Annotated in this window: 13 protein-coding genes and 1 tRNA gene; 13 read left to right on the top strand and 1 reads right to left on the bottom strand. The window is 63.1% G+C overall.

Going from position 1 to position 23,906, the window contains the following annotated elements; translation table 11 throughout:
• Positions 1-13 precede the first annotated feature (13 nt).
• The 3 genes from BCY88_RS20170 (at position 14) to BCY88_RS20160 (ending at position 1,333) form a co-directional block, all read left to right on the top strand.
• Positions 14-421 (top strand): MerR family transcriptional regulator, encoded by a 408-nt coding sequence (locus tag BCY88_RS20170; protein ID WP_120345971.1) that lies wholly within the window; start codon positions 14-16, stop codon positions 419-421.
• 63 nt (positions 422-484) lie between these two features.
• A tRNA-Pro gene (locus BCY88_RS20165) sits at positions 485-561 on the top strand.
• Positions 562-682: 121 nt separating this feature from the next.
• A complete protein-coding gene (locus BCY88_RS20160) occupies positions 683-1,333 on the top strand; it encodes a response regulator (protein ID WP_120345970.1) in 651 nt (216 codons plus the stop codon).
• A gap of 4 nt (positions 1,334-1,337) precedes the next feature.
• Here the strand turns inward: BCY88_RS20160 and BCY88_RS20155 are convergent, their stop codons facing one another.
• Positions 1,338-3,173, bottom strand: coding sequence for an ATP-binding response regulator (locus BCY88_RS20155; RefSeq protein WP_120345969.1), 1,836 nt, complete (start codon positions 3,171-3,173; stop codon positions 1,338-1,340).
• 406 nt (positions 3,174-3,579) lie between these two features.
• Between BCY88_RS20155 and BCY88_RS20150 the strand changes: the two genes are divergently transcribed.
• The 10 genes from BCY88_RS20150 (at position 3,580) to BCY88_RS20105 (ending at position 23,892) form a co-directional block, all read left to right on the top strand.
• Positions 3,580-4,608: a helix-turn-helix transcriptional regulator gene (locus tag BCY88_RS20150; RefSeq protein ID WP_183081409.1), complete on the top strand. Its 1,029-nt coding sequence runs from the start codon at positions 3,580-3,582 to the stop codon at positions 4,606-4,608.
• Positions 4,609-5,005: 397 nt separating this feature from the next.
• Positions 5,006-7,489: an ATP-binding protein gene (locus BCY88_RS20145; protein WP_183081408.1), complete on the top strand. Its 2,484-nt coding sequence runs from the start codon at positions 5,006-5,008 to the stop codon at positions 7,487-7,489.
• Positions 7,490-7,774: 285 nt separating this feature from the next.
• Positions 7,775-9,496 (top strand): ShlB/FhaC/HecB family hemolysin secretion/activation protein, encoded by a 1,722-nt coding sequence (locus BCY88_RS20140; RefSeq protein WP_183081407.1) that lies wholly within the window; start codon positions 7,775-7,777, stop codon positions 9,494-9,496.
• Between the two features lie 55 nt (positions 9,497-9,551).
• The gene (locus tag BCY88_RS20135; protein ID WP_183081406.1) at positions 9,552-17,369 is read left to right on the top strand and encodes a beta strand repeat-containing protein; all 7,818 of its coding nucleotides are present in this window, start codon (positions 9,552-9,554) and stop codon (positions 17,367-17,369) included.
• 20 nt (positions 17,370-17,389) lie between these two features.
• Positions 17,390-17,929, top strand: coding sequence for an SEL1-like repeat protein (locus tag BCY88_RS20130; RefSeq protein ID WP_147408533.1), 540 nt, complete (start codon positions 17,390-17,392; stop codon positions 17,927-17,929).
• Between the two features lie 12 nt (positions 17,930-17,941).
• On the top strand, positions 17,942-20,092 hold the full coding sequence (locus BCY88_RS20125; RefSeq protein ID WP_120345963.1) for a serine/threonine-protein kinase: 2,151 nt from the start codon (positions 17,942-17,944) through the stop codon (positions 20,090-20,092).
• Positions 20,093-20,241: 149 nt separating this feature from the next.
• Entirely contained in the window at positions 20,242-21,288 is a 1,047-nt protein-coding gene (gene tssA / locus BCY88_RS20120) for a type VI secretion system protein TssA (RefSeq protein ID WP_120345962.1), read from the top strand.
• Positions 21,289-21,318: 30 nt separating this feature from the next.
• Positions 21,319-21,822, top strand: coding sequence for a type VI secretion system contractile sheath small subunit (gene tssB, locus BCY88_RS20115; RefSeq protein ID WP_220669679.1), 504 nt, complete (start codon positions 21,319-21,321; stop codon positions 21,820-21,822).
• A gap of 27 nt (positions 21,823-21,849) precedes the next feature.
• Positions 21,850-23,340 (top strand): type VI secretion system contractile sheath large subunit, encoded by a 1,491-nt coding sequence (gene tssC / locus BCY88_RS20110; protein WP_120345960.1) that lies wholly within the window; start codon positions 21,850-21,852, stop codon positions 23,338-23,340.
• 66 nt (positions 23,341-23,406) lie between these two features.
• The gene (locus tag BCY88_RS20105) at positions 23,407-23,892 is read left to right on the top strand and encodes an Hcp family type VI secretion system effector (protein WP_030101579.1); all 486 of its coding nucleotides are present in this window, start codon (positions 23,407-23,409) and stop codon (positions 23,890-23,892) included.
• The last annotated feature ends 14 nt before the right edge of the window (positions 23,893-23,906 follow it).

The raw sequence follows: 23,906 nt of genomic DNA, 5'->3' as shown, positions 1-23,906 counted from the left end.
CGGCTAACTGACGATGACAGCGACGATCGAAAAAGTCGTCTTGCCTCCGATTCCGGCGAAGCGCTACTTCACAATTGGTGAGGTCAGCGAACTATGCGGGGTGAAACCGCATGTGCTGCGCTACTGGGAGCAGGAGTTCACGCAGTTGAGGCCGGTCAAACGGCGCGGCAATCGCCGGTACTACCAGCATCATGAGGTGCTGCTGATCCGGCGGATTCGTGAGTTGCTATACGAGCAGGGCTTCACGATCAACGGTGCGCGCAATCGGCTGGATTCGCATGGCGGCGGCGCCCACGGTGCACCGGCAGAGGCGGTCGAGGAAGGCGAGGGCGTAGCCGCACCGGCCGCAGCAACGGGCACGGTCGACGTGGAGCGGTTGCGCAAGGAGTTGCTGAACGTGATCGATTTGTTGAGTCACTAGTTGGCTTTGTTAGCGTGGGGCAGTTCTAATCGCCTGAAGTGTCTGTTATAATTTTTAGCTGTTCGGGGCGTAGCGCAGCCTGGTAGCGTACCTGCATGGGGTGCAGGTGGTCGGAGGTTCAAATCCTCTCGCCCCGACCAAAGAAATCAAGGCCTTACAAGCATTGCTTGTAAGGCCTTTTTCGTTTTCCTGCTTTTGTTTTACCCTGTCCAGTTTTCTGCACGACCGCTGCCAGGTCCATCCACGGAGACCGAAGATCCGATGCGAGCAATTCTGTTGATCGACGATCACGCAATGTTTCGCGAAGGGCTCGTTCTCGCGCTCACGCAGGCTGCGCCCGATTTCATCGTACATGCGGTTTCCAACGGCAGCGAGGCCATTGCCGCGCTCGACGCGCACACCGAGATCGGCGTTGTGATGATGGACTACTACTTGCCGGACGTGGGCGGCAGTGCCTTGCTGAGGCGTCTTCGGCAAGCGCGTCCGGGCCTTCACATTCTGGTGCTGTCCGCTTCGGAAGACCCTGACGACGTGCACACCGCTTTGTCCGCCGGCGCCCACGGCTTCATTCACAAATCTGCTTCGAGCAAAGCATTGCTGGAAGCGCTCCACGGCGTGATCGCAGGCAAACAGATCGTGCCGCACGCCTACGCGGCCATCGATACAACCGGGCGCCGCCCCGCTCAATCCGACGACGCAGCCTTGCTCGGCGCATTGACGCCGCGGCAGATCGAAGTGTTGCGACTCGTCTGCGACGGCCTGCGTAACAGCGAAATCTCAGCGCGGCTGGGTACGAGCGAGAAAACCGTCAAAGCGCACATGACGGCGATCCTCGCCGGACTCGGCGTAATCAATCGCACGCAAGCGGTGCTGATCGCGCGCCGTGCCGGGCTATTCGGCAAGCCGAACTGACACGCTAGGCGGTGTTGCCGTCCCGCTCGCGCGTAGCGGGCGCGAGCAGTTGCGCGATTACCTGGCGCAGATGAACCGAGTCGACCGGTTTGTGCAACAGCGGCCACGCGTGCGCGGACGCTTCGATCAGCCGGGAGGGATCGGTGTCGCCGCTAATCAACATTGCCGGGATCGTGTCGTCTGCGTACTCCTCGTGCAGACGATCTATGACTTCGATGCCGGTCTCGTGATCACGCAGCCGGAAGTCGCATAGGATCAGCGCTGGCTTCTCGGCGGCGTCGAGCGCCGCTTGCAAGATCTCTTCGCCGCAGCTGCCGACCATCACCCGATAGCCCCACGTTTCCAGCAGCAGTTGCAGGCCGTGCAGATTGTCCGCGTCGTCTTCGACAATGAAGATAAGGTGTCCCTGGGAGCGTTGCTTATCGGCGTCGTCATCTGTGTCCGGATCCGCATCGGCGGCGGACGAAAACGGCCCGTCGGACCCGGCCTCAGACTCTGTTTCGCCGAGCGGCAACGTGATTGCGAACACACTGCCGCTTCCGGGCCGCGAGCGCAATTCAAGCGGATGACCGAGCAGGTCGGCGGTGCGACGCACGATGGCCAGGCCAAGCCCTAGGCCCTTGTTGCGGTCCCGTTCAGGATTACTCAGTTGGCGGAACTCGAGAAAGATGCTCCCATGTTCCTCGGGCGCAATGCCCACACCGGTATCCCACACTTCCACGCGCAACTTCGCGCCGCGCTGACGGCACGCGATCAGCACACCGCCTTGCCGTGTGTGCCGGATCGCGTTGTCGACCAGGTTACGCAGAATGCGGTCGAGCAACACAGGATCGGAATAGACGACAGGCGCGCCGGCGCAACGCACACGCAGGATAAGCCGGCGTGCCGCCGCTTGCGGCGCGTACTCGCGTTGAATCTGATCGAGCAGCGAGTCGATTGGGAAATGGCGGCGCCGCGGCTTGATGACGCCCGCATCGAGCCGCGAGATGTTCAACAAGCCGTCGAACAGACTACCCATCGCCGCGGTCGCGCGGCCAATGTGATCGACCAGCTGACGGCTCTTTGCATTTAACTGCTGTTCGCGTAGGACTCCGACATACAGACTCAGCGCGTGAACTGGCTGACGCAGGTCGTGACTCGCCGAAGCGAGAAATTGCGACTTGGCCAGATTGCTGCGCTCCGCCGCTTCTTTCTCGACGGCCAGACGCTGCAGCAGGTCGGTGTTCTCGAAGCGGATGCGCAGCGAATCGAGTTGCGTGCGGTACATGCGATGAGCAAAGGCGAACGTGACCGCCAGGTACAGCACGCCGGCGAGGCCGAGCGCGTGAGCGATCGTTCCGGGCAACAACGAAAGCGCGGCGAACGACGGTATGAAATAAGGCACTTCGAACGCATAGAGCAGCGGCAGATGAATGCAATACGCGTAAATCGCGCCGGTGCCGAGCGTGAGCAGGCCGATGATCAGGAACATCTGATGTTCGAAAGGCGCATGAAACAGCCAGTACGCATAAGGCAGACCCCAGAGCGCGCCGGCGAGCGCCGTGCACCATCGTATCGAGCGTTCCCAGCGCCGCAGTGACGCCATCTGCCGGCTCGCGCGTGCGTACCGCGCTACGAGCACCGCACGCGTGAGCGTGACCAGCGCGTTCGCGGCGAGCCAGCTCAGCAGTTCGTACAGCGGGAAATTGCCGTGCAATACAACGACGATCAGGCCGACCGTGAGCAACGAGCCCGCGAGCGCGACGGGGAAGTTGCGGCGCAGCGCAGCCATCTGCGCTGCAAAGATCTGATCGGCATAAGGGGAAGAGGTCCCGGCTATCGGCGCCGCTTGAGGGTTCATTGTTCTAGTGCCTTTGGCGTTAAGTCACGACCGGTTCGCACCGGGAGTCTCCCACAGATTTTTATCGCCGGCATGGGACTTTAGTCTGATGCGCATTGCTTGCAATCTTCGTAAGATTCGCGGGCCGGATATCGAACGGCTTCTGAAGCGGCGTCGGGATACTCATTTCCAGGTATGTTCTATCGCCGCGCTTTGCACTAAGGTCACGGCAGACCGCATCGTTCGACGACCGACGAAAGAAACGAACGTACGGGTGACCCAAGGTGGCAACAAGCATGTCGCGCGTCCATGTGCTGCTTGCAGCAAAGCAACACCCCCGCATTTTCCCCACGGCTGCGGGCACATGATTTTCAGGCAACGCTGGACTTCCCGCGTCTTCTGGCACGGCGAAAGGGGATCTTGTACCGTGGACCTGGAGTTCGTTGAGACCGCCTGGGCGGCGAAAGAGCGGCTGCGGCTATCGTTGATGGCGAGCCCCGATGGACAACTGATCGAACGGCAACTCGTGCAACCCGATGGCATGTGCATCACCATTTCGACACGGATCCGCAGCACAGATGACTTGCGGGAGGCCGTTGCAAGCGATCCTCATCGCGACGCGCTGAGAGTCGCTTACCAGCGCGCGTTCGAGCGTTACGAACGGTTGCTGCGCGAGCGCACCGAAACAACTGGCAGGACCTCGCAGATGGGGTTGAGCAACCTCGACTCGATCCGCGCGACGCGCAGCGAACCCAGGCTCGCGCATCGCGTATCGACGGTGCTTGCCTCGCGCGGACAAGCGCCGGCGAAGTACATCTTCGCGTCGTATCAGCTCTCCAATCGGGAGCAGGGCATCAGCTGGTGTCACTTCATGTCGGAAGGCTGTTTCTCCTTGCTGCAAAAGTTCGTGCAGCGGCGGTGGTATATGAATGACCTGTTTCTGGAGTACGCACGTTCGAACAGCGCGCCGTGCCCGGGCGATCAGATCGAGATCCGCAGCGCTGGACAGCGCCAGACGTTCGACGCATTTGCCGAGGCAGGTTTTTCCACCGGTGTGATTTCGCCCGCTCGCACCGCGGGCGAGTCTTTCGTCGCGTATCTGCTAGTCGCGGGTATGAGCGACGCAAGAAGCCAGGATCTGATGTTGAGGCGGCGTCACACGCTGCGGGTATTGGCGGCCGAACTGGTGGAGTGGCGCGCCGAGGCGCGTGCGCGTGCCGCTACCGACGAATACAAGCTCTCGGCGCGCGATATCGAAGTCCTGCGGATGTTGAGCCGCGGCATGGCGGCGGCGCCGATCGCACAGGCGCTCAAGCTTTCCGCAAACCAGGTACACCGAAGGGTCTATCCGGAGATCGTCGAGAAACTGCGGATTCGTCATATCAGCGAGGCGGCAAAGGCGGCGCGCGATCTGGGCGTGCTGAGCGGCGGCACGCGCACCGAGATGAGCCGGTGAACGCAGCCGGCCCGCCAGCGTGAATTTATCGCGAGATGTGGCACCGCCTTTCTGGGCGTGGCCGGGGTGGCTGTAGCGATGGTTTCATAGGTCGGCACGGCATACAAATCAAGCACCGGCTTTGTATTAGTACGATGAATATTATTTGTTAAAAGTCCTTGCCGCGACCAGGCATGAGGGTCGCAGCAGGCGGCGCCAGAAAACTCAGTGACCACGGGGATACGAAGTGGACCGTCCCAATTGGGATTCGATCCTCCGCCGGTACTTGATGACAGTAAAGACCACTAACCCGGGTCGATGACTCAGGGTGAGTTCATTCACAATTAACTGGAGCAGGCATCCAGTCCGGCGATGCACCTGAGAGGCGTCGCACGGCGGGGGCGGACACGACATGCTCGTGATCGAATCAAATCCGGCAGGACAGGCGGCGGTGTTGCCGCTGCTTCAGCGTTATCGCGCAGACGGCAACGAACTTGCTGTGCCACATGCAAATCGCATCGCGTTACTTGGACCGATGCGTATCGAGCGGGGCGATACCGTACTCCCACTGAAGTATCACAAGTCGCGTGCGCTGCTCGCGTGGCTCGTGTCGCAACCGGGGGCGGCGCATTCGCGCGACTGGCTGGCCGAATTGCTTTGGCCCGGCGAAGAGCCCGGGAGCGGGCGGCGCAAGCTCAAACGCATTCTGTTCGACGTGAAAGCCGCGCTCGGCGAAGAGTGCTTCGAGATCCATCGTGATCTGCTGTGCTTGCGGCCGGACGCGCTTCCGTGGGTCGACGTCCACGCCTTGTCTGTGGCGATTGGCGAGTTGCCGCCCGACGACCGGCTGGTCGAGACCGCGGCGGGCGCAGCGCCGGCCGAGCTCGAAGCATTGTCGGAAACTGCGGCGCTTTACCGGGGGGAATTCCTCGCCGATATCCAGATTGATGACGCCGGTGAATTCGAACGCTGGATGGACGCGCGTCGCGTCGCTTACCGTTGTGCGATCTCGCGCCTGCGGCGATTCCTGACTGAAGGATTTGCGCAGCAGGGCGAGTTCACCCGTGCGGCCGCCCACGCTCGCCGTCTGACGGTTGAAGAGCCTTGGGATGAATCCGCGTGGCAGTTGCTGATCGGTTTGCTGATGCGCGCCGGTCGCCGCACCGAGGCGCAAGCGGAACTCGAACACTGCCGGGCTGCACTCGACGTCCCCCCGCACCGCGACACGCTCGCGCTCGTCGCGACGCCGACACGCTCGGTTGCGCCGATGTTTGCCGAGGCGGCGGAGCGTCGCCTGATCACGGTCGCGTATTGCCAGTTGACCGTGCCGCGTTGCGACGATCCGGATAGCTGGGCCGCCGCGCTTGTCGCGCCGCGCAAACGCTGCGAAGCGATTCTGCAGGCAGCGGGCGGCTATATCGTGCACGCGCCAGGCGGTGGCATGTTCGCGTACTTCGGCTTTCCGGTCACGCATGAAGGCGCGGTCCGTCAGGCCGTGACAGCCGCGCTCGAATGCCGCGATTCGATCAAGGCGGATGGGGCGATCGGTACACCCGAGCGCGGCAGCGTCGACATCGTATTCGGTATCCACACCGGGCTGACGCTCAGCGCGGCCCATGAGAATCAACCGGATCTCGGTTGCCGGCTGACGCGCATCGTCGGCTTGCTCGCCAACAGCGCGCGCGCCGGCGAAGTGCTCATGAGCGACGCGACGGCCGAGCTGCTGCCGGAATGCGATTTCCGTGCCGTGCGCCAGGTGTTCGTCAGCGATGCCTCCACCGGCGAGAGAGTGGAAGCGCTGCTGGCGATGCCGCTCGACGCCGCGCTGCCGGCGCGCGAGCGCGGCACGCTGATCGGACGTGACGCGCAATTGACGCAGTTGAACCACGCATTGCGCCAGTGCGCTCAGCTATCGATGCGCGCGTTGCTGATGACGGGCGACGCGGGTACGGGCAAATCATCACTGGTCAGGCAATTTGTGAAGAGCCGGGGCGTGCCGGCGATCGAACTGCGCTGCCGGCCCGAATTGGCGACGACACTTTATCATCCGTTCCGACGCTGGCTGCGCGATGCCACGATACCCGACACGCCACGTGCTCAAGCGGCGCTCGAAGCCTTGAGCAAGGTGTTCAGCGATCGCTTGAACCAACTCGAATGCGCCTCACGGCAGGCCGAAGCGGTTGTGACCCATCTGCTCGCGCTGCTCGAAGAAACCGTGCCGGATGGCGGCCTCATCTGTCTCGATGATCTGCAATGGGCCGACCCTGGCACGTTGCAACTGGTGGCGCGCCTCGTTGAGGCGCCATTGCACCGGCGGCTGCCGATCCTCGTGGGGCGCGACGACTTTGCTGCGCCATGGCTGTCGACGACCGCGATCGCCCGCATCCAGCTCAAACCGCTGTCGCCAGAGTCGAGTATGGAACTCATCGCGTCGCTCACTCAGGGCGCCGCGCTCGAACCCGATACGGAGGCGCAAATCGCGAAGCGTGCGGACGGGGTACCGCTCTACCTGATGGCGCTCGCCCGCGCGGCGACCGATGCCGAGCGCATGCCGGCCAATGCCGTGCCGCCGTCTCTGCACGAATTGCTGATGGGGCGCATCGATTCCGCGGGCGCCGCCAAACCGCTGGCGCAACTCGCCGCTGCCAGCGGCAGGGATTTCACTGCTGCGTTGCTGGCCGACGCGGCGGGGCGCAGTGTCGCCGAGATCGATTCGCTACTGACCATGCTGCTGCAAGCGCGGCTCATCGTGGCGACGGGGGCGGGCTGCTATGCGTTCCGCCATCCGATGCTGCGTGAAGCGGCCTATCAATCGCTCTCGCGCGAGCGGCGGCAATGGGCGCATCAGCGCGTTGCCAGTGCGCGGCTCGCACTCGAAGGTGTGCCGAAATCGAACGCATAGCGGTGAAACGAGCGTCGCAAGGATGCTCGCGCTGTGCGTGCCGCCGTGCTCATCCGCATCGGTATTACAGGCGCTGAGGCGCTTCTATCAAGGACGGAAACGTTTCGGAAACGCGGCTTTCCCATCATGGCGGCAACTCGCTGAACTTTGCAGGCAGTTCGTTCAAGGTGCGGCGAATTGCAGGACAGGGGGCGTGGCGCATCGCACGCGAAAGAAACATAAAACGACCGTCCGGGTTTTTATCCAATGCCATTTTTCCCGTGCAGGACGCCGACGCGCTTTGACGTGTTGCATCGCACAGCCTTGCTGACGGCAGGTCTGTGTGCCGCATGGCCTGCATTCCCGCAGACTGCGCCGACGCCACCGACTTCGGGGCAATTGATCGAGGCGATCAAGCCGCCTCCACAGGTGCCGCCGGCCGACCCGAACGTGGTCGTCAAGCCGCCGGAGACGCCGCCGACGCCGAAGGTCGAAGCCCCCGATCTGCGCTTCACGCCCCAGGGTTTTCGCTTTACCGGCAACACCGTTATCTCGAGCGAGGAACTGACCGCCCTGCTCGCACCGTATGCGTTTCACGAGGTAGACCTGGACGGTCTGAACGAGATCGTCGACAAGGTGAAGGCGTTCTATCGCCAGCGTGGTTACTTCCTCGCCGTCGCGTTTCTGCCGAAGCAGAACATTTCGGATGGTGTCGTGACGATCGGCATCCTCGAAGGGCGCCTGGGCAAGATCACCGTCAAGCATCCTTATCCGCCCGAAGCACGCGTGACGGAAGATCAGGTGTTGGGCATGCTGCACGCGCGTTTGAAGGAAGGCGACATCATTACGGAGAAATCCGTCGAAACCCCCTTGTTGCTGATTCGCGATCTGCCAGGCGCGGTGATTCGTTCGACTCTCAACCGCGGCGCGCAGGTCGGCACGGCCGATCTCGAAGTCGAGGTGCTGGCCGAAAAGCCCAAACGCATCACCGGCGAAGTCGACGTGGACAATTACGGCAACCGCTATGCGGGCGCCTATCGATTAGGGCTCAAAACCAGTCTCGTGAGTCCGCTCGGGATTGGCGATCTGCTGACGGTGCAGGGCTTCATCACCAACCAGAACCTGAGCGATTTCGGCGACGTGAGCTACCTCGTGCCGGTGGGACACCTCGGGACACGCGTGGGTGTCGACTACGGCAGGCTCAACTATTCGCTCGGCAAGGAGTTCGCGGACCTGAACGCGCACGGCACGGCGGACGTCGTCAATCTATTCGTACTCCATCCTATCGAGCGCAGCAAGAACGTGAATCTGTTCGCGCAGGTGGGTCTGACCTACGAGCAGTTGAACGACAAGCAGAGCGGTGCGCCTGCGCAGCAGAAGAACATCATTGGGCTGAAGGCTCAGGTGAACGGCGATTCGCGCGGCACAGGCTATGTCAACGTCTACACTGCCGGTGTGATGTTCGGCACGCTCGGATTTGGCAGCGATGCCGAGAAAACCGATGACGCCAGCGTGAATGGCTATCACACCAACGGCTTCTTCACGAAGTTCTATGGAGACTACCAACGCCTTCAGCAACTCGCGCCGAACCTCGCCTTGTTCTTCTCCGCGTCTGGCCAGGCCGCCTCGAAGAATCTGACCGCGGCGGAAAAGTTCTCGCTTGGCGGTGCGAACCGCGTGCGTGGCTACCCAGAAGGCGAGGCGATTGGTGACGACGGCTTCGCCAGCACGCTCGAATTGCGCTACACGGTGCCGGGTCTGCATATCGGCGCGGGCGGTTTTGTGCTGACGAGCTTCTTCGATTTCGGCTACATCCTGTCGAACGCCAAACCGGGCGACGCACCGGCGCCCGATCCAGGCCTGTCCAACAGCGTGCGCCTGCTGAGCTACGGCGTCGGCATGAACTTCGGCGCGCCGAACAAGTACCTGTTCCGCACCAGCATTGCATGGCACGGCGGCAGGAAGCCGACTTCCGACACGCACGACAACACGCCGCGCGTCTGGGTGCAGTGGGTGCAGTTCTTTTGATGCGGACCCGAGGTCCGTGCGCTGGGGAGACGGGATGTCGCGGAAAAACGGATCGATGAGTTACGCGGGTCGCTCCGATCGTTGCTTCAACGAGAGCCATTGCGGCACGCGCGCCTTTTCGTGGGCGCCCAGCGTGCTCGCGCTCGTATGGGGACCCGCGTTGCTGCTGACGAGTGCGGCCGCTCTCGCGCAGACTTTGCCCAGCGGCGCCAAGGTGGTGTCGGGCAACGTTACGGTGACGCAACCCAATGGCCAGCAACTGGTGGTCAACCAGGGCAGCAGTAACGCGATCATCAATTGGCAGAGCTTTTCAATTGGTCACGGTAACAGCGTCACGTTCGTTCAGCCGAATGCCAGTTCCGTCGCACTCAATCGGGTGGTGGGCGGTTCGCCTTCGTCGATCTTCGGCAGCCTCACGGCGACCGGCAAGGTCTTTCTGGTCAACCCGGCGGGCGTGTTGTTCGCGCCGGGGGCGTCGGTGAACACCGGCAGTTTCGTCGCGTCGACACTCGGCATCTCCGATAGCGATTTTCTTGCCGGGCGCTACACATTTCAGAACGGCGGTTCTGCGGGCAGCATTGTCAATCAGGGCTCGGTGAACGCCCGCGACGGTGCGGTCGTTTTCATCGCGCCGCAGATCGTCAACGCCGGCAACGTGAGCGCAGCGGGCGGCGTTGCACTGGCTGCAGGAGACCGGGTCAGCATGACGCTGGATGCCGAGAGTCCCTTGTCGGTGAATGTCGACGCCAGTGCGTTCAAGGCCAGCATTACCCACAGCGGCACCATTGTCTCCGGTGGCCCGGTGATGCTGAGCGCGCAGGCGCGTGACAGTGCGCTCGATACGGTCATCAACAGCAGCGGGGTGATTCGCGCGCGCTCAATCAGTTCGGATGGCGAAGACATTCAACTGAACGGCGGCGCTCAAGGCATCGTATCGATCAGCGGAACACTCGACGCGAGCGGTGCGGGCGCGAGTGGTCACGGCGGCAACATTACGGTGAGCGGCGATCAACTGGCGCTCGCCGGTACGGCGAAACTCGACGCGTCCGGTCCTGCCGGCGGCGGTGCGATCCTGGTGGGCGGCGCCGAGCATGGCGCGGGGCCATTGCAGAATGCGTCGACCACGACGATCGCGAAAGGGGCCATGCTGGACGCTAGCGCAACCGATCAGGGTAACGGCGGGCAGGTCGTCGTCTGGTCCAATGACCGCACGCAGTTTTCCGGAGCGATCGTCTCGCGCGGCGGGGCCAACGCCGGCAATGGCGGTAACGCGGAAATTTCGAGCAAAGGTCTGCTGACCGTGGACGGCACAGTGGATCTGAGCGCGCCGAATGGTCGGCGCGGCACGCTGCTGCTCGATCCGACGGACCTGTGCATTGTGACCGCGGATCCGGGCACATGTGGTACGGGCGATTCGTATGTGTTGACGTCGACGCTGGTGGGGCTTTCGTTGACTGCCAACCTCGCGCTTGCTGCTACAAATTCCATCATCTTCATGGCGGACCTGGCGCTCAACACGGGGTCCGCGCCGACGTTTGTGGCATCAATATCGCTCATGGCCGGTGGGGCGATCGATATGGGCGGCCATTCGCTGTCGACCAACGGCGGCAGCATATCGATGCAAGCCGGCACCGACACTAGCACGCAGGGCACCAGTGGCATAACGCTCGGCAACCTGAGTTCCGGTTCGGGAGCGATCACCCTCGGCTCGAACAATACGGGCGACCTGATTACCCAGTCCGCAGGCAGTTCGATTTCGGGCACCGGTGGATTGACGTTGACCGCCGGCACGCTTCAGCTGAGTCAAGCCAATAGTTATAGCGGCGGCACGACGGTCCAGGGCGGCACGCTGCAAGGCAACAGCACCAGTCTGCAAGGAAACATCAATCTTCTCACTGGCACGGGACTGGTGTTCGATCAGGCATCGAACGGCACTTTTACTGGTTCGATCAGTGGCGCGGGGGCGGTGACGAAAGAGAACGCCGGCACGCTGATCTTCAGCGGTCCACAGAGTTATAGCGGCGGCACGAGCGTCACGGGTGGCACGTTGCAGGGCGATACCACCAGTCTGCAGGGAAGCATCAATGTCGCGAGTGGGACGGGGCTTGTGTTCGATCAGGTATCGAATGGCACCTTCGGTGGCTCGATCAGTGGCGCCGGCGCGGTGACGAAGCAAAACATCGGCACGCTGATCTTCAGCGGTCCACAGAGTTATAGCGGTGGCACGAGCGTAACGGGTGGCACGTTGCAGGGCAATACCTCCAGTTTGCAAGGAGGTATCAACGTTGCCACTGGCGCGGGACTGGTGTTCGATCAGGGGGCGAATGGCACGTTCAGCGGCACGATCAGTGGCGCGGGCGCGGTGACGAAGCAGAACAGTGGCACGCTGATCTTCAATGGCACGCAGAGCTACAGCGGTGGGACAAGCGTCACAGGCGGCACGTTGCAGGGCGATACCTCCAGCTTGCAAGGAAGCATTAATGTCGGCAGTGGGACGGGGCTGGTGTTCGATCAGACATCGAATGGCACCTTCGGTGGTTCGATCAGTGGCGCCGGCGCGGTGACGAAAGAGAATGCTGGCACGCTAATCTTTAGCGGTACACAGAGTTATAGCGGTGGCACGAGTGTGACGGGCGGTACGTTGCAGGGTGATACCTCCAGTCTGCAAGGAGGTATCAATGTTGCCACTGGCACGGGCCTTGTGTTCGATCAGGCATCGAACGGGACGTTCGGCGGCACGATCAGCGGCGCTGGCGCGGTGACGAAGAAAAACACCGGCACGCTGATCTTCAGCGGTCCACAGAGTTATAGCGGCGGCACGAGCGTAACGGGCGGCACATTGCAGGGTGACACCACCAGCCTGCAAGGAATCGTCAATGTCGCTACGGGCACGGGGCTGGTGTTCGATCAGGGATCGAACGGGACGTTCAGCGGCACAATCAGCGGCGCTGGCGCGGTGACGAAGCAGAACACTGGCACGCTGATCTTCAACGGTCCACAGAGTTATAGCGGCGACACGAGCGTCACGGGCGGCACGTTGACGCTGAAGGACAACCAGGCGGCCGGCACTTCAGCGATCACGGTAGGCAGCGGCGCAGCGCTGGACGTGCAGAGCACGATTGCCAATGGCGTGACGCTGAACGGCGGCACGCTGGAAACGACGAGCGGCACCGGCACCGTGAGCGGACCGGTCGCGTTGAGCAACAGCGGCATTCTTGCAACAGGTACCGGTGCAACGCTAACGGTGAGTGGCGTAATCAGTGGCGGCGTGTCGCCGAATGCGCTCACCGTGAGTGGACCGGGTACGGTCGTGCTGAGCGGCATCAACACATACGGCGGCGGCACGCTGGTGAGCGGTGGCACGTTGCAGGGCAATACGCAGAGCCTGCAGGGCACCATTACGAACAACGCTTCGCTGGTGTTCGATCAGGCATCGAACGGCACGTTCACCGGCACGATCAGTGGGACGGGTGCGGTCACCAAACAGAACACCGGCACCCTGACGTTCGACACAGCACAAGGTTATAGCGGTGGCACAAACGTTACAGGAGGCACGCTGGCCCTGACGGGCAGCGGCACAGCCGGCGCTCCGGCTGGCGCGATCACGGTGAGCAGCGGGGCCGCACTGGACGTACAGAACACGCTTGCGAACGCCGTGACCCTGAACGGCGGCACGCTGGAAACGACGAGCGGCACCGGCACCGTGAGCGGACCGGTCGCGTTGAGCAACAGTGGCATTTTTGCAACCGGTTCTGGTGCAACGCTAACGGTGAGTGGCGTAGTCAGCGGTGGCGTTTCTCCAAATGCGCTTACCGTTAGCGGACCTGGCACGGTCGTGCTGAGCGGCATCAACACATACGGCGGCGGCACGCTGGTGAGCGGTGGCACGTTGAAGGGCAATACGCAGAGTCTGCAGGGCACCATTACGAACAACGCTTCGCTAGTGTTCGATCAGGCATCGAACGGCACGTTCACTGGCACGATCAGTGGGACGGGTGCGGTCACCAAACAGAACACCGGCACGCTGACGTTCGACACAGCACAAGGTTATAGCGGTGGCACAAACGTTACCGGCGGCAGCCTGGCCCTGACGGGCAGCGGCACAGCCGGCGCTCCGGCTGGCGCGATCACGGTGAGCAGCGGGGCCGCACTGGACGTACAGAACACGCTCGCGAATGCAGTGACGCTGAACGGCGGCACGCTGGAAACGACGAGTGGCACCGGCACCGTGAGCGGACCGGTCGCGTTGAGCAACAGCGGCATTTTTGCAACCGGTGCTGGTGCAACGCTAACGGTGAGTGGCGTAGTCAGCGGCGGCGTTTCTCCAAATGCGCTTACCGTTAGCGGGCCAGGCACGGTGGTGCTGACGGGAGTCAACACATACGGCGGCGGCACGCTGGTGAGCGGTGGCACGTTGCAGGGCAATACGCAGAGTCTGCAGGGCACCATTACGAACAACGCTTCGCTAGTGTTCGATCAGGCATCGAATGGCACCTTCACCGGCACGATCAGTGGGACGGGTGCGGTCACAAAGCAGAACACCGGCACGCTGACATTCGACTCGACGCAAGGCTATGTGGGCGGCACGAACGTCGCCGGTGGCACGCTGGCCCTGACGGGCAGCGGCACGGCCGGAGTACAGTCAGGTTCGATCACGGTAGGCAGCGGAGCCGCGCTGGACGTGCAGAACACGCTTGCGAATGCAGTGACGCTGAACGGCGGCACGCTGGAAACGACGACCGGCAGCGGCATGGTGAACGGCCAGGTGACGCTGAACGGCGGCAACACGTTTTCGACGGGCAATAACGCGACGCTGACGGTTGGCGGCATCGTTGTCGACGGTGCACCAGCAGGCGCGCTGGTGGTGAACGGCACGGGCACGGTAATGCTGACCGGCATCAACACGTTCAGCGGCGGCACGACAATCAACGGCGGCACCTTGGCCTTGACGGGCAGCGGCACGGCCGGCGCTCCAGCTGGCGCGATCACGGTGAACAGCGGCGCAGCACTGGACGTGCAGAACACACTTGCCAATGCAGTGACGCTGAGCGGTGGCACGTTGGAAACGACGACCGGCAACGGCGCCGTGAGCGGACCGGTCGCGTTGAGCAACAGCGGCACTTTTGCAACCGGTTCCGGCGCGACGCTAACGGTAAGTGGAGTAATTAGCGGCGGCGGTTCACCGAACGCGCTCACCGTGAGTGGACTGGGCACGGTGGTGCTGACCGGCGTCAACACATACGGCGGCGGCACGCTGGTGAGCGGTGGCACGTTACAGGGCAACACGCAGAGTCTGCAGGGCAGCATCACGAACAACGCTTCGCTAGTGTTCGATCAGGCATCGAACGGCACGTTCACCGGCTCGATCAGTGGGACGGGTGCGGTCAAAAAGCAGAACGCCGGCACGCTAACGTTCAATGGCGCGCAGAGCTATGGCGGCGGCACGACGGTGACAGGCGGCGTGCTACAGGGTAATACCTCCAGCCTGCAAGGCAATATCGCACTCGCCAGTGGGACGGGGCTGGTGTTCGATCAGGCATCGAACGGCACGTTCAGCGGCACGATCAGCGGCGCCGGTGCGGTCACGAAACAGAATGGCGGCACGCTGACGATCGGCACCAGTCAGACCTACACCGGCGGCACGAGCGTGACGAACGGCACGTTGGCCCTGACCGGAAACGGTACGGCCGGTGCTTCGGCCGGCGCGATCACGGTGAGCAGCGGCGCGGCACTGGACGTGCAGAATTCGGTCGCGAATGCGGTGACGTTGAACGGCGGCACACTGGAGACGACCACCGGTAACGGCATCGTGAACGGCGCCGTGACGCTCAACGGCAGCAACATCTTCTCGACCGGAAGCAACGCCGTGCTTACGATCAACGGCGCGCTCGGCAACGGCGCATCGGCGGGAGCCCTGGTCGCCAGTGGGGCGGGCCTAGTGACGCTGAACGGCGTCAGCAGCTTCACGGGCGGTACAAGCGTGACTGGCGGCGCGCTGCAAGGCAATTCGGCCAGCCTGAACGGCAACATTGCGCTCGCCGGCGGGACAAACCTCATCTTCGACCAGGCGTCGGACAGCACCTTCAACGGCGCGATCAGCGGTGGCGGCGCGGTCAGCAAACAGAACACCGGCACGCTGAGCTTCGATACGGCCCAGACGTACTCCGGCGGCACCGCCGTGACAGGCGGTACGCTCGCGCTGAAGAGCAGCGGCACGGCAGGCGCGCAGGGCGGCGCGATCGTGGTCGGCAGCGGTGCTTCGCTCGATCTGCAGAACACGCTCGCGAATGCCGTCACGCTGGCGGGCGGCACACTGGAAACGACGGCCGGCAATGGCGTCGCGAATGGGCCCATCACACTGAGCGGCAGCAGCACGGTATCGGCGGCGTCAAACGCAACGCTCACCGTGAACGGTGTGATTCGCGACAACGGCACAGGACAGTCGCTGACCAAACAGGGCGCAGGACTCGTTGCGTTAAACGGCGCCAATAGCTATACCGGCGGCACGTCGATCGCACAAGGCACGCTCGCCATGGGCGCCGGGGGGTCGCTCGGCAGCGGTCTCGCGACCGTGAGCAGCGGCGCGGCGCTCGCGCTCGCCGGCACCACGCTTGGCAACAACCTCAGCCTGCTCAACGGCAGCACGCTTGTCGCAAGCGGTGGACTCAACACCTTGTCGGGTGCGCTCAACGTGCGCGGCGCGACGTTCGACATCAGTGCCGGCTCCACGCTCAACGCCGCCAACGCCTTTAATCATTTCACCGGCGCGAGCACGTTCACCGGCGGCGGGTCGCTCGTCCTCAGTGCCGATACGGGCGGCATCCAGCTCGGCACAACGACGCTTGCGAGTCTGACATTGCAGTCGGATGGCGCCGTTACGCAATCTGCTGCCGCGACGGTCAGCGGGACGACCTCGATCGCGACGACCGGTGGCGCCGCGATTACGCTCAACCAGGCCAATCAATTCGGCAGCTCGCTGCAATTGAGCGGCGGACCGGCCAGCGTGAACAGCGTGGGCGCGCTGAACTTCGGCGCGTCCAATGTGGCTTCGCTGAACGCGAGCGCGGGCGGCGACATCACGCAGAGCGGTGTGCTCCAGGTGACTGGCGCGACTACGCTCAGCACGCCGAACGGTAACCTGATCCTCGATCTTGCCAACACGTTCGGCGCGCTGGTCACGGCGCGTGCCGCGGGGGGCTCGCTCAAGAGCGCGCAGGATCTCGCGCTAGCGCTGTCGACGCCGGGCACGATGAACGTGACGGCGGGCGGCGCGCTCACCGTCTCCGGCACGGCCGGCACCTTGTCGACGACGAGCGGCGGCGCCACGACCTTCGGCGGCACCGTGGTCGGCGACGCGCTCACGATTGTCGCGGGCGGTCCCGTCACCACGGCGAGCGGCGCGTCGGTGAGCGCGAACAGCATCACGCTCACGGCGAAGGACAACCAGAATATCGGCGCGGCGCTGCCGGGCGAGTTCGTTTTGAACAACGTCGGCAAGCTGTCGCTCGTGTCTGGCTACGATGCGTTTTTTCTGCTGCCTGACGGCCAGCAGACCCGCTTCTCGATCGGCACGAAGGTCAACTGCGCGCGCGTCAACATGGGCCCGTGTATCGGCAACAACGTGCTGATCAGCGCTATTTCCTCGGTGCAGGCAGGGATTCAGTCGGCGATGGTGAACCAGATGCATCAGGAGGACGAATTCACGTTGAAGGTGAAGTATGGATTCGCCGGCGACCTCGAGCAGGTTCAGACCTATCCGCATGAGGGCGACCTCGAGGTGCGCATGCCGGCGCCGTGCCGGCTCGCCGATCATGCCGTGGCCGAGCCGCGCGACGAGAGTGTGCGCTTGCGTGCGGCGGAGGTCTGTCCGTGAACGCGTCCGTGAGATGGCTCATGCAATTGCTTGCTGCATCGCTTGCAACGCTGCTTGCAACGTTCCTCCTGAAGTGGACGATTTCGCCCGCGTCCGCCGCTGCCGCATTGAGGAACGCCGCGATTGCCGTTGTGCTTGCCGCGACGACGGTCTCCGACGTTGCCGCGGAGCCACAAGTGGCCTGCTCGCTCGGCTATCCGTTACCGCCGTCCGCGCATGAGCAGAAGAAACCGGCCGAGGCACCTCACCGTGTGCCGCTCGCGCACATGGACGATCCGCGCTGCGCCGCGCAACCCAGCGCCGCGCTGGACCGGCTCGCCGCCTATCACTGCGCGCAGTTGTACGACGCGGCCGGCCGGCTCGAAGAAGCGCTCGGCTGGTACGGCATCGCAGCCGTTGCGGGCTATGGCCCCGCGCAAAAACGTCTTGGCAACCTGTACGGCGGCGAGGGCGACGTCGCACGCGATTATGCGTGTGCTGTGTACTGGCAGCGCCGGGCGCGCGAGTCCGGTGAGTCGATCGATCTTCCGCACGTTTTCATGGGAGGCACGCCGCCTTGAGCGGCCGCAGCGATGGAAGAGCTACAACAACTCGGCAGATATCAGATCAGGCGCGTGCTTGGGCGCGGCGCGATGGGGGTCGTCTATGAAGGCGTCGACCCGAAGCTGAACCGGCCTGTCGCGATCAAGACCATTCTCAAGAGCCAGCTTTCCGATCCGGAAATGGCGGCCGAATATCAGGTGCGCTTCGAACGTGAGGCGCAGGCCGTCGCGCGGCTGAATCATCCGCATATCGTCGGCGTGTTCGATTTCGGCGAAGAGAACAACGTCGCCTACATCGTGATGGAGTTGATTCGCGGCGAGGAGCTCAAGGCGTACTTCGACAGGGGTACGCAATTCGCCGTGAAGGACGCCGTGCGGATGACCGGCGAATTGCTCGACGCACTCGGCTACGCGCACGAGCAAGGCATTGTGCATCGCGACGTAAAGCCGGCAAACGTGATGCTCGACGCGCAGATGCGCGTGAAGCTGACCGATTTCGGTGTCGCGCGTCTGTCGGATACCGGCAGCGATGGCACGCAGGCCGGGACGATGGTCGGGACACCTAGCTACATGTCGCCCGAACAGGCAATGGGCAATCCGGTCGGCACGCGCTCGGACATCTTCGCCGTCGGTATCGTGCTGTATCAGTTGCTGACCATGAAGCGGCCGTTTGTCGGCGACGGGCACTGGGCCGTGCAACGGCAGATCATTCAGGACGATCCGGTGCCGCCGTCGGTGCAGAATCCGGCGCTCGATCCCGTGTTCGACGCAATCGTGTTCCGCGCGCTCGCGAAGAATCCTGAGGAGCGCTACCCATACGCACGGGCGTTCAAGGAAGATTTGCAGCGCGCGCTTGCCGGTCAGGCGATCGACGAGGACGAGGCGACCATGCTCGCGGTGGCCGCTGCACGCGCAAGGCCGCCGGGTGAGACCGGCGCGGCGCGCGGCGCGCGCGTCGCGAACGATTCGAGCGCGGTCGAGATCGAGTTCTGGAAGACCATCAAGGACAGTAGCGATCCGGACGAATTCGAGCTTTATATCGCGAAGTTTCCGAACGGAACCTATGCCGATCTCGCGCGCCGCAAACTGGCAAAGCTGCATGGCGACGATTCGTCGGCGTCGCGGTCCGCCGTGCGTGGCGAGGGTGTGGCGGAAGGCGGCACGCGGCTCGCGTTTGACCGGCCGGGTCAGTCTGGTCTGCCCGGGGATTCTGGCGATGGATCGATGCGGACTGCGCCGGTCGCGAAGAAGCGGAGCAGGACTGCGTTGATCGCGGTCGCCTCGATGGCGGTGCTGGCTGTGGGCGGCGGCGGGTACTTCATGCTCAGGCAGAGCGCGCCGGTGAGCGGTGGTGAGTCCGCTGCTAGCGTGACACCGCCGGTCAGTGCGAATGGAGCATCGTCGCTCGTGGCTGGGAAACCCTTGGACGCATCGTCATCGCAAGGTGCAGCGTCCGGCGCCCAGGCGCGGGTTGCGACAGCGCCAACGGCAAGCGCGACGGACAATGCGAGCGCCTCGGGCGCCACAAGCGCGGCCACGGCCACAAACGGTGCAAGCAACGCAAGCGGCGCCAACACGGCGCAGCGCGAAGCCGCACGTCTGAAAGCGGCTTCCGCCGCCGACGCCGAGCGCCGCGCGCGCGAGGCGCTCGCGAAGAACCGCGCGTCAGAAGCGGTCGCGAGTGCGAATAAAGCTGCGAGGCCGAATGCGGCGCCGACGGCGGCATCGACCGCCACTGCTGCGACTCAGACGCCGCGTACGACCGCGGCCCAAACTGCTGCGCCGGCGAGCAGCGCGCCGGCGACGCATGCCGCTGCGACGTCTGTGTCACCAGCGCCTTCGCAGTCAAACGCGGCAAACGCGCAGGCAACGTCACCCGGCACGGCAGCACCCACGCTCGCCGCCAAGCCGACTGAATCGCCCGCTGCCGCAGAACCAAAAGTGTCGTCCGCCGATCTGCTTGCGCAGGCGGCGAAGCTGCAAGGCGAAGGCAAACTCAACGACGCGGTGCGACTCTACAAACGCGCGGCGCGTGGCGGCAGCGGCCAGGCAGCCAAACAGCTAGGCGACATCTACGGAAACGGTTCGGGTGACGTGCCACGCGATTACGCGGAGTCGATCCGCTGGTACAACGTCGCGCGCACGGCGGGGGTGGATGTGCCGGATGTGAGCAAGCGGTAAGTGTTCGGTGTCCTTCGCGATGCTTCTGCTTTTGAGTTTGTTGAACACGTAGTTCCAGCACAAACTGTATCTGGATCAAAGGCAAGCCACCACGGAAACGTTTGGGAAACGCACCGTCTCAATAATTCATCCCGCAATCAGAAAAAGGGGTGAATGTGTTCGATGCCGATGCAATCCTGACCGAGTTATCCGTGGACGCGCCGTGCGGCAGCGACCTGGAATACGACGCGGCTTTTCTCGAGCTCGAAGAACTCGCCAAGGGCAAGGAAGAGGCGCAATTCGGCGCGACGGTCATTGCGGGCGAGCCGCCTGACTGGAAGGCGATCCGCAAGGCCTGCCTCGCGCTGTTTACCCGCACGCGCGATATGCGCATTGCGATCCACCTGACCCGCGCGCTGCTCGAAACCGAGGGCATCGCCGGGTTCACGCAAGGTCTCGTCGTGTTGGACCGTTTGCTCGACGCGAACTGGGACCACGTGCATCCCCAACTCGATCCGGACGACGGCAACGATCCGACGATGCGCGTCAACGCGCTCGCCGCGCTGATCGAACCCACCACGGTTTTGCGTACGCTGAAGACCGCGCCGCTCGTCGACGCCGGCGTGGCAGGGCGCGTCAGCCTGCGCGACATCGAAATCGCCAACGGCGAGATGCCGGCTCCGGCAGGCGAGGAAGCGCCGACGATGACGCTGATCGAAGGGATATTCCTGAACGTCGATCTCGGCGTGTTGCAGCAATCGGCGGCGGTACTCGAAGAAGCGTGCGTACGTATCGAACATATCGAATCGCAGCTCACGGAACGGGTGGGCGCCGCGCGCGCCATCGACCTCACCGAACTCACCCGCCTGCTCAAACGCGCCCGCGATTTCACGGCTCAGCGCGTGCAACGCCGCGCACCGGTGGATGCAGCCGAGGCAAGCGATGAGGCTGGCGCAAACCATGCAGACGGCGACGCGGCTCAATCCGGCGCGAACGCCCCTGCACGCAAGGACGAAATCACCGGCCGCGACGACGTCACGCGCCTGCTCGACAAACTCTGCGCGTACTACGAGCGCCACGAGCCGTCGAGCCCCGTGCCCTTGATGCTGCTGCGCGCACGGCGCCTCGTGACGATGAGTTTCCTCGAAATCGTCGCGGACCTCGCGCCGGAGAGCATGGCATCCGTCCGCCAGGTGGGCGGCATTCAGTCGGAGTAATCCCAGCAACCCCTTCGTAAGCGGAGAGTCATCGTGGCCAAGGAAAGCAGTCAGAAATTCATCGCTCGAAACCGGGCGCCGCGCGTCCAGATCGAGTATGACGTCGAGGTGTACGGATCGCAGAAGAAAGTGCAGATCCCGTTCGTGATGGGCGTGCTTGCCGATCTGTCCGGCAAGCCGGTGGACCCGCTCGCACCGGTAGCGGATCGCAAGTTTCTCGAGATCGACGTCGACAACTTCGACGAGCGGATGAAAGCGACCAAGCCGCGCGTGGCGATCCAGGTGCCGAACACCCTCACGGGCGAAGGCAATCTCTCCGTCGATATGACCTTCGAGAGCATGGACGACTTCTCGCCCGCGGCAATCGCCCGCAAGGTCGGCTCGCTCAACCAGTTGCTCGAAGCGCGCTCGCAGCTCGCCAATCTGTTGACCTACATGGATGGCAAGACCGGCGCGGAAACACTGATCGCGCAACTGCTCGAGCAACCGGCGTTGATGCAGGCGCTCACCTCGGCGCCAAAGCCCCAGGAATAACCCCAATCGCTACCGACGGAGTTTCACATGGCCGAGACCAGTACCGAATCACAAGCGTCGCCTGGCGGCGAGACCGTTGAGCTCAGCGAGTTCGCGAGCCTGCTGCAAAAGGAATTCAAACCGAAAACCGACAAGGCGAAAGAAGCCGTCGAAGAGGCCGTCAAGACACTCGCGGTGCAGGCGCTCGCCGGCACCCATCTCGTGTCGAACGACGTGCTGGCCACCGTCGGCGCGTTGATTGCGCAGATCGACAAGAAGCTCACCGAGCAGATTCATCAGATCCTGCACAACGAGGAATTCCAGGCACTCGAAAGCGCCTGGCGCGGTTTGCATTATCTGGTGAACAACACCGAGACCGACGAGATGCTGAAGATCCGCGTCTTCAATGTTTCGAAGAACGAATTGGGCAAGACGCTCAAGAAATACAAAGGCACCGCGTGGGACCAAAGCCCGGTGTTCAAGAAGATCTACGAAGAAGAATACGGTCAGTTCGGCGGTGAACCGTTCGGCGCACTGGTTGCCGATTACTACTTCGACAACAGCGCACCGGATGTCGAGCTTCTTAGTTCGATGGCGAAAATCGCAGCCGCGGCGCATGCGCCGTTCATTAGTGCTGCCGATCCGTCAGTGATGCTGATGGATTCGTGGCAGGAACTCGCCAATCCGCGCGATCTGACGAAAATCTTCCAGACACCCGAGCATGCCGCATGGCGCTCGTTCCGCGATTCGGACGACGCGCGCTACGTCGGCCTGACGATGCCGCGCTTCCTGTCGCGCGCACCGTACGGCGCGAATACGAATCCTGTCGAGGAGTTCGATTTCGAGGAAGAAACGAGCGGCGATCCGAAGAACTACACATGGTCGAACGCGGCGTATGCGATGGCCGTCAACATCAACCGTTCGTTCAAGACCTATGGCTGGTGCTCGCAGATTCGTGGCATCGAATCGGGTGGCGCGATCGAAGGCTTGCCGGTGCACGCGTTTCCGTCGGACGACGGCGGTGTCGACATGACCTGTCCGACCGAGATCGCGATCAGCGACCGCCGCGAAGCCGAACTGGCCAAGAACGGTTTCATGCCGCTCATTCACAAGAAGAACACGGACTTCGCCGCCTTTATCGGCGCGCAGTCGTTGCAGCGTCCTGCCGAATATGAGGATGCCGACGCGACCGCCAATGCGAACCTCGCGGCGCGGCTGCCGTATCTGTTCGCGACTTGCCGCTTCGCGCATTACCTGAAGTGCATCGTGCGCGACAAGATCGGTTCGTTCAAGGAGCGCAGCGATATGCAGATCTGGTTGAACAACTGGATCGGCCAGTACGTGGAAAACAATCCGGCCACCGCGACCGAGGCCGACAAGGCGCGTAAACCGCTCGCCGGTGCGGAAGTCGTGGTGGAAGAAGTCGAAGGCAATCCGGGTTATTACGGCGCGAAGTTTTTCCTGCGCCCGCATTACCAGCTCGAAGGACTGACCGTGTCGTTGCGGCTCGTCTCGAAGCTGCCGTCGGCCAAGAAGTAATCGGATCAGCAAGCTTCGGCAGCCCGGTGTCCATCGGGTTGTTGCTCACTTATCAAGAGGAAAAAAATGATTCTCCTGAACTTCGCAACGCAGATCAAAGGCACCTCCAAGGTCGAAGGCCATACCGACTGGATCGCCGTCAACTCCATGCAACTAGGCGTCGGTCGCGCGATCTCCACGAGCAGCGACGGCGCGACCGATCGCGATACGAGCAATCCGTCGTTCTCGGAAGTGACCTTCTCGAAGCCGACCGATATCGCCTCGGCCGACCTGTTTGCCCAGGCGACCTATGGCAAGTCGCTCGGCAAGGCCGAAATTCATTTCATCCAGACGGGCGGCGCGGACAAGACCGACCAGGTGTACCTGAAGATCGAACTCGAGGAGGCGATCGTCAGTGCCTATTCGTTGTCGAGCGGCGGAGACCGGCCGTCCGAATCGTTCTCATTGAACTTCGCGAAGATCTCGTTCCAGTACGACCAGTTCGACGGCGCCACGGTGAAGACCGGTACGCCGAAGAAGTGGGACCTGAGCACGAACAAGGCGTCGTACTGATTCCTGCTGTTCAG

It is taken from the genome of Paraburkholderia fungorum, assembly GCF_003610895.1.
GTDB classification, from domain to species: domain Bacteria; phylum Pseudomonadota; class Gammaproteobacteria; order Burkholderiales; family Burkholderiaceae; genus Paraburkholderia; species Paraburkholderia fungorum_B.
The sequence above is the reverse complement of the archived record's forward strand: the minus strand, read 5'-3'. Positions and strand labels throughout refer to the sequence as shown.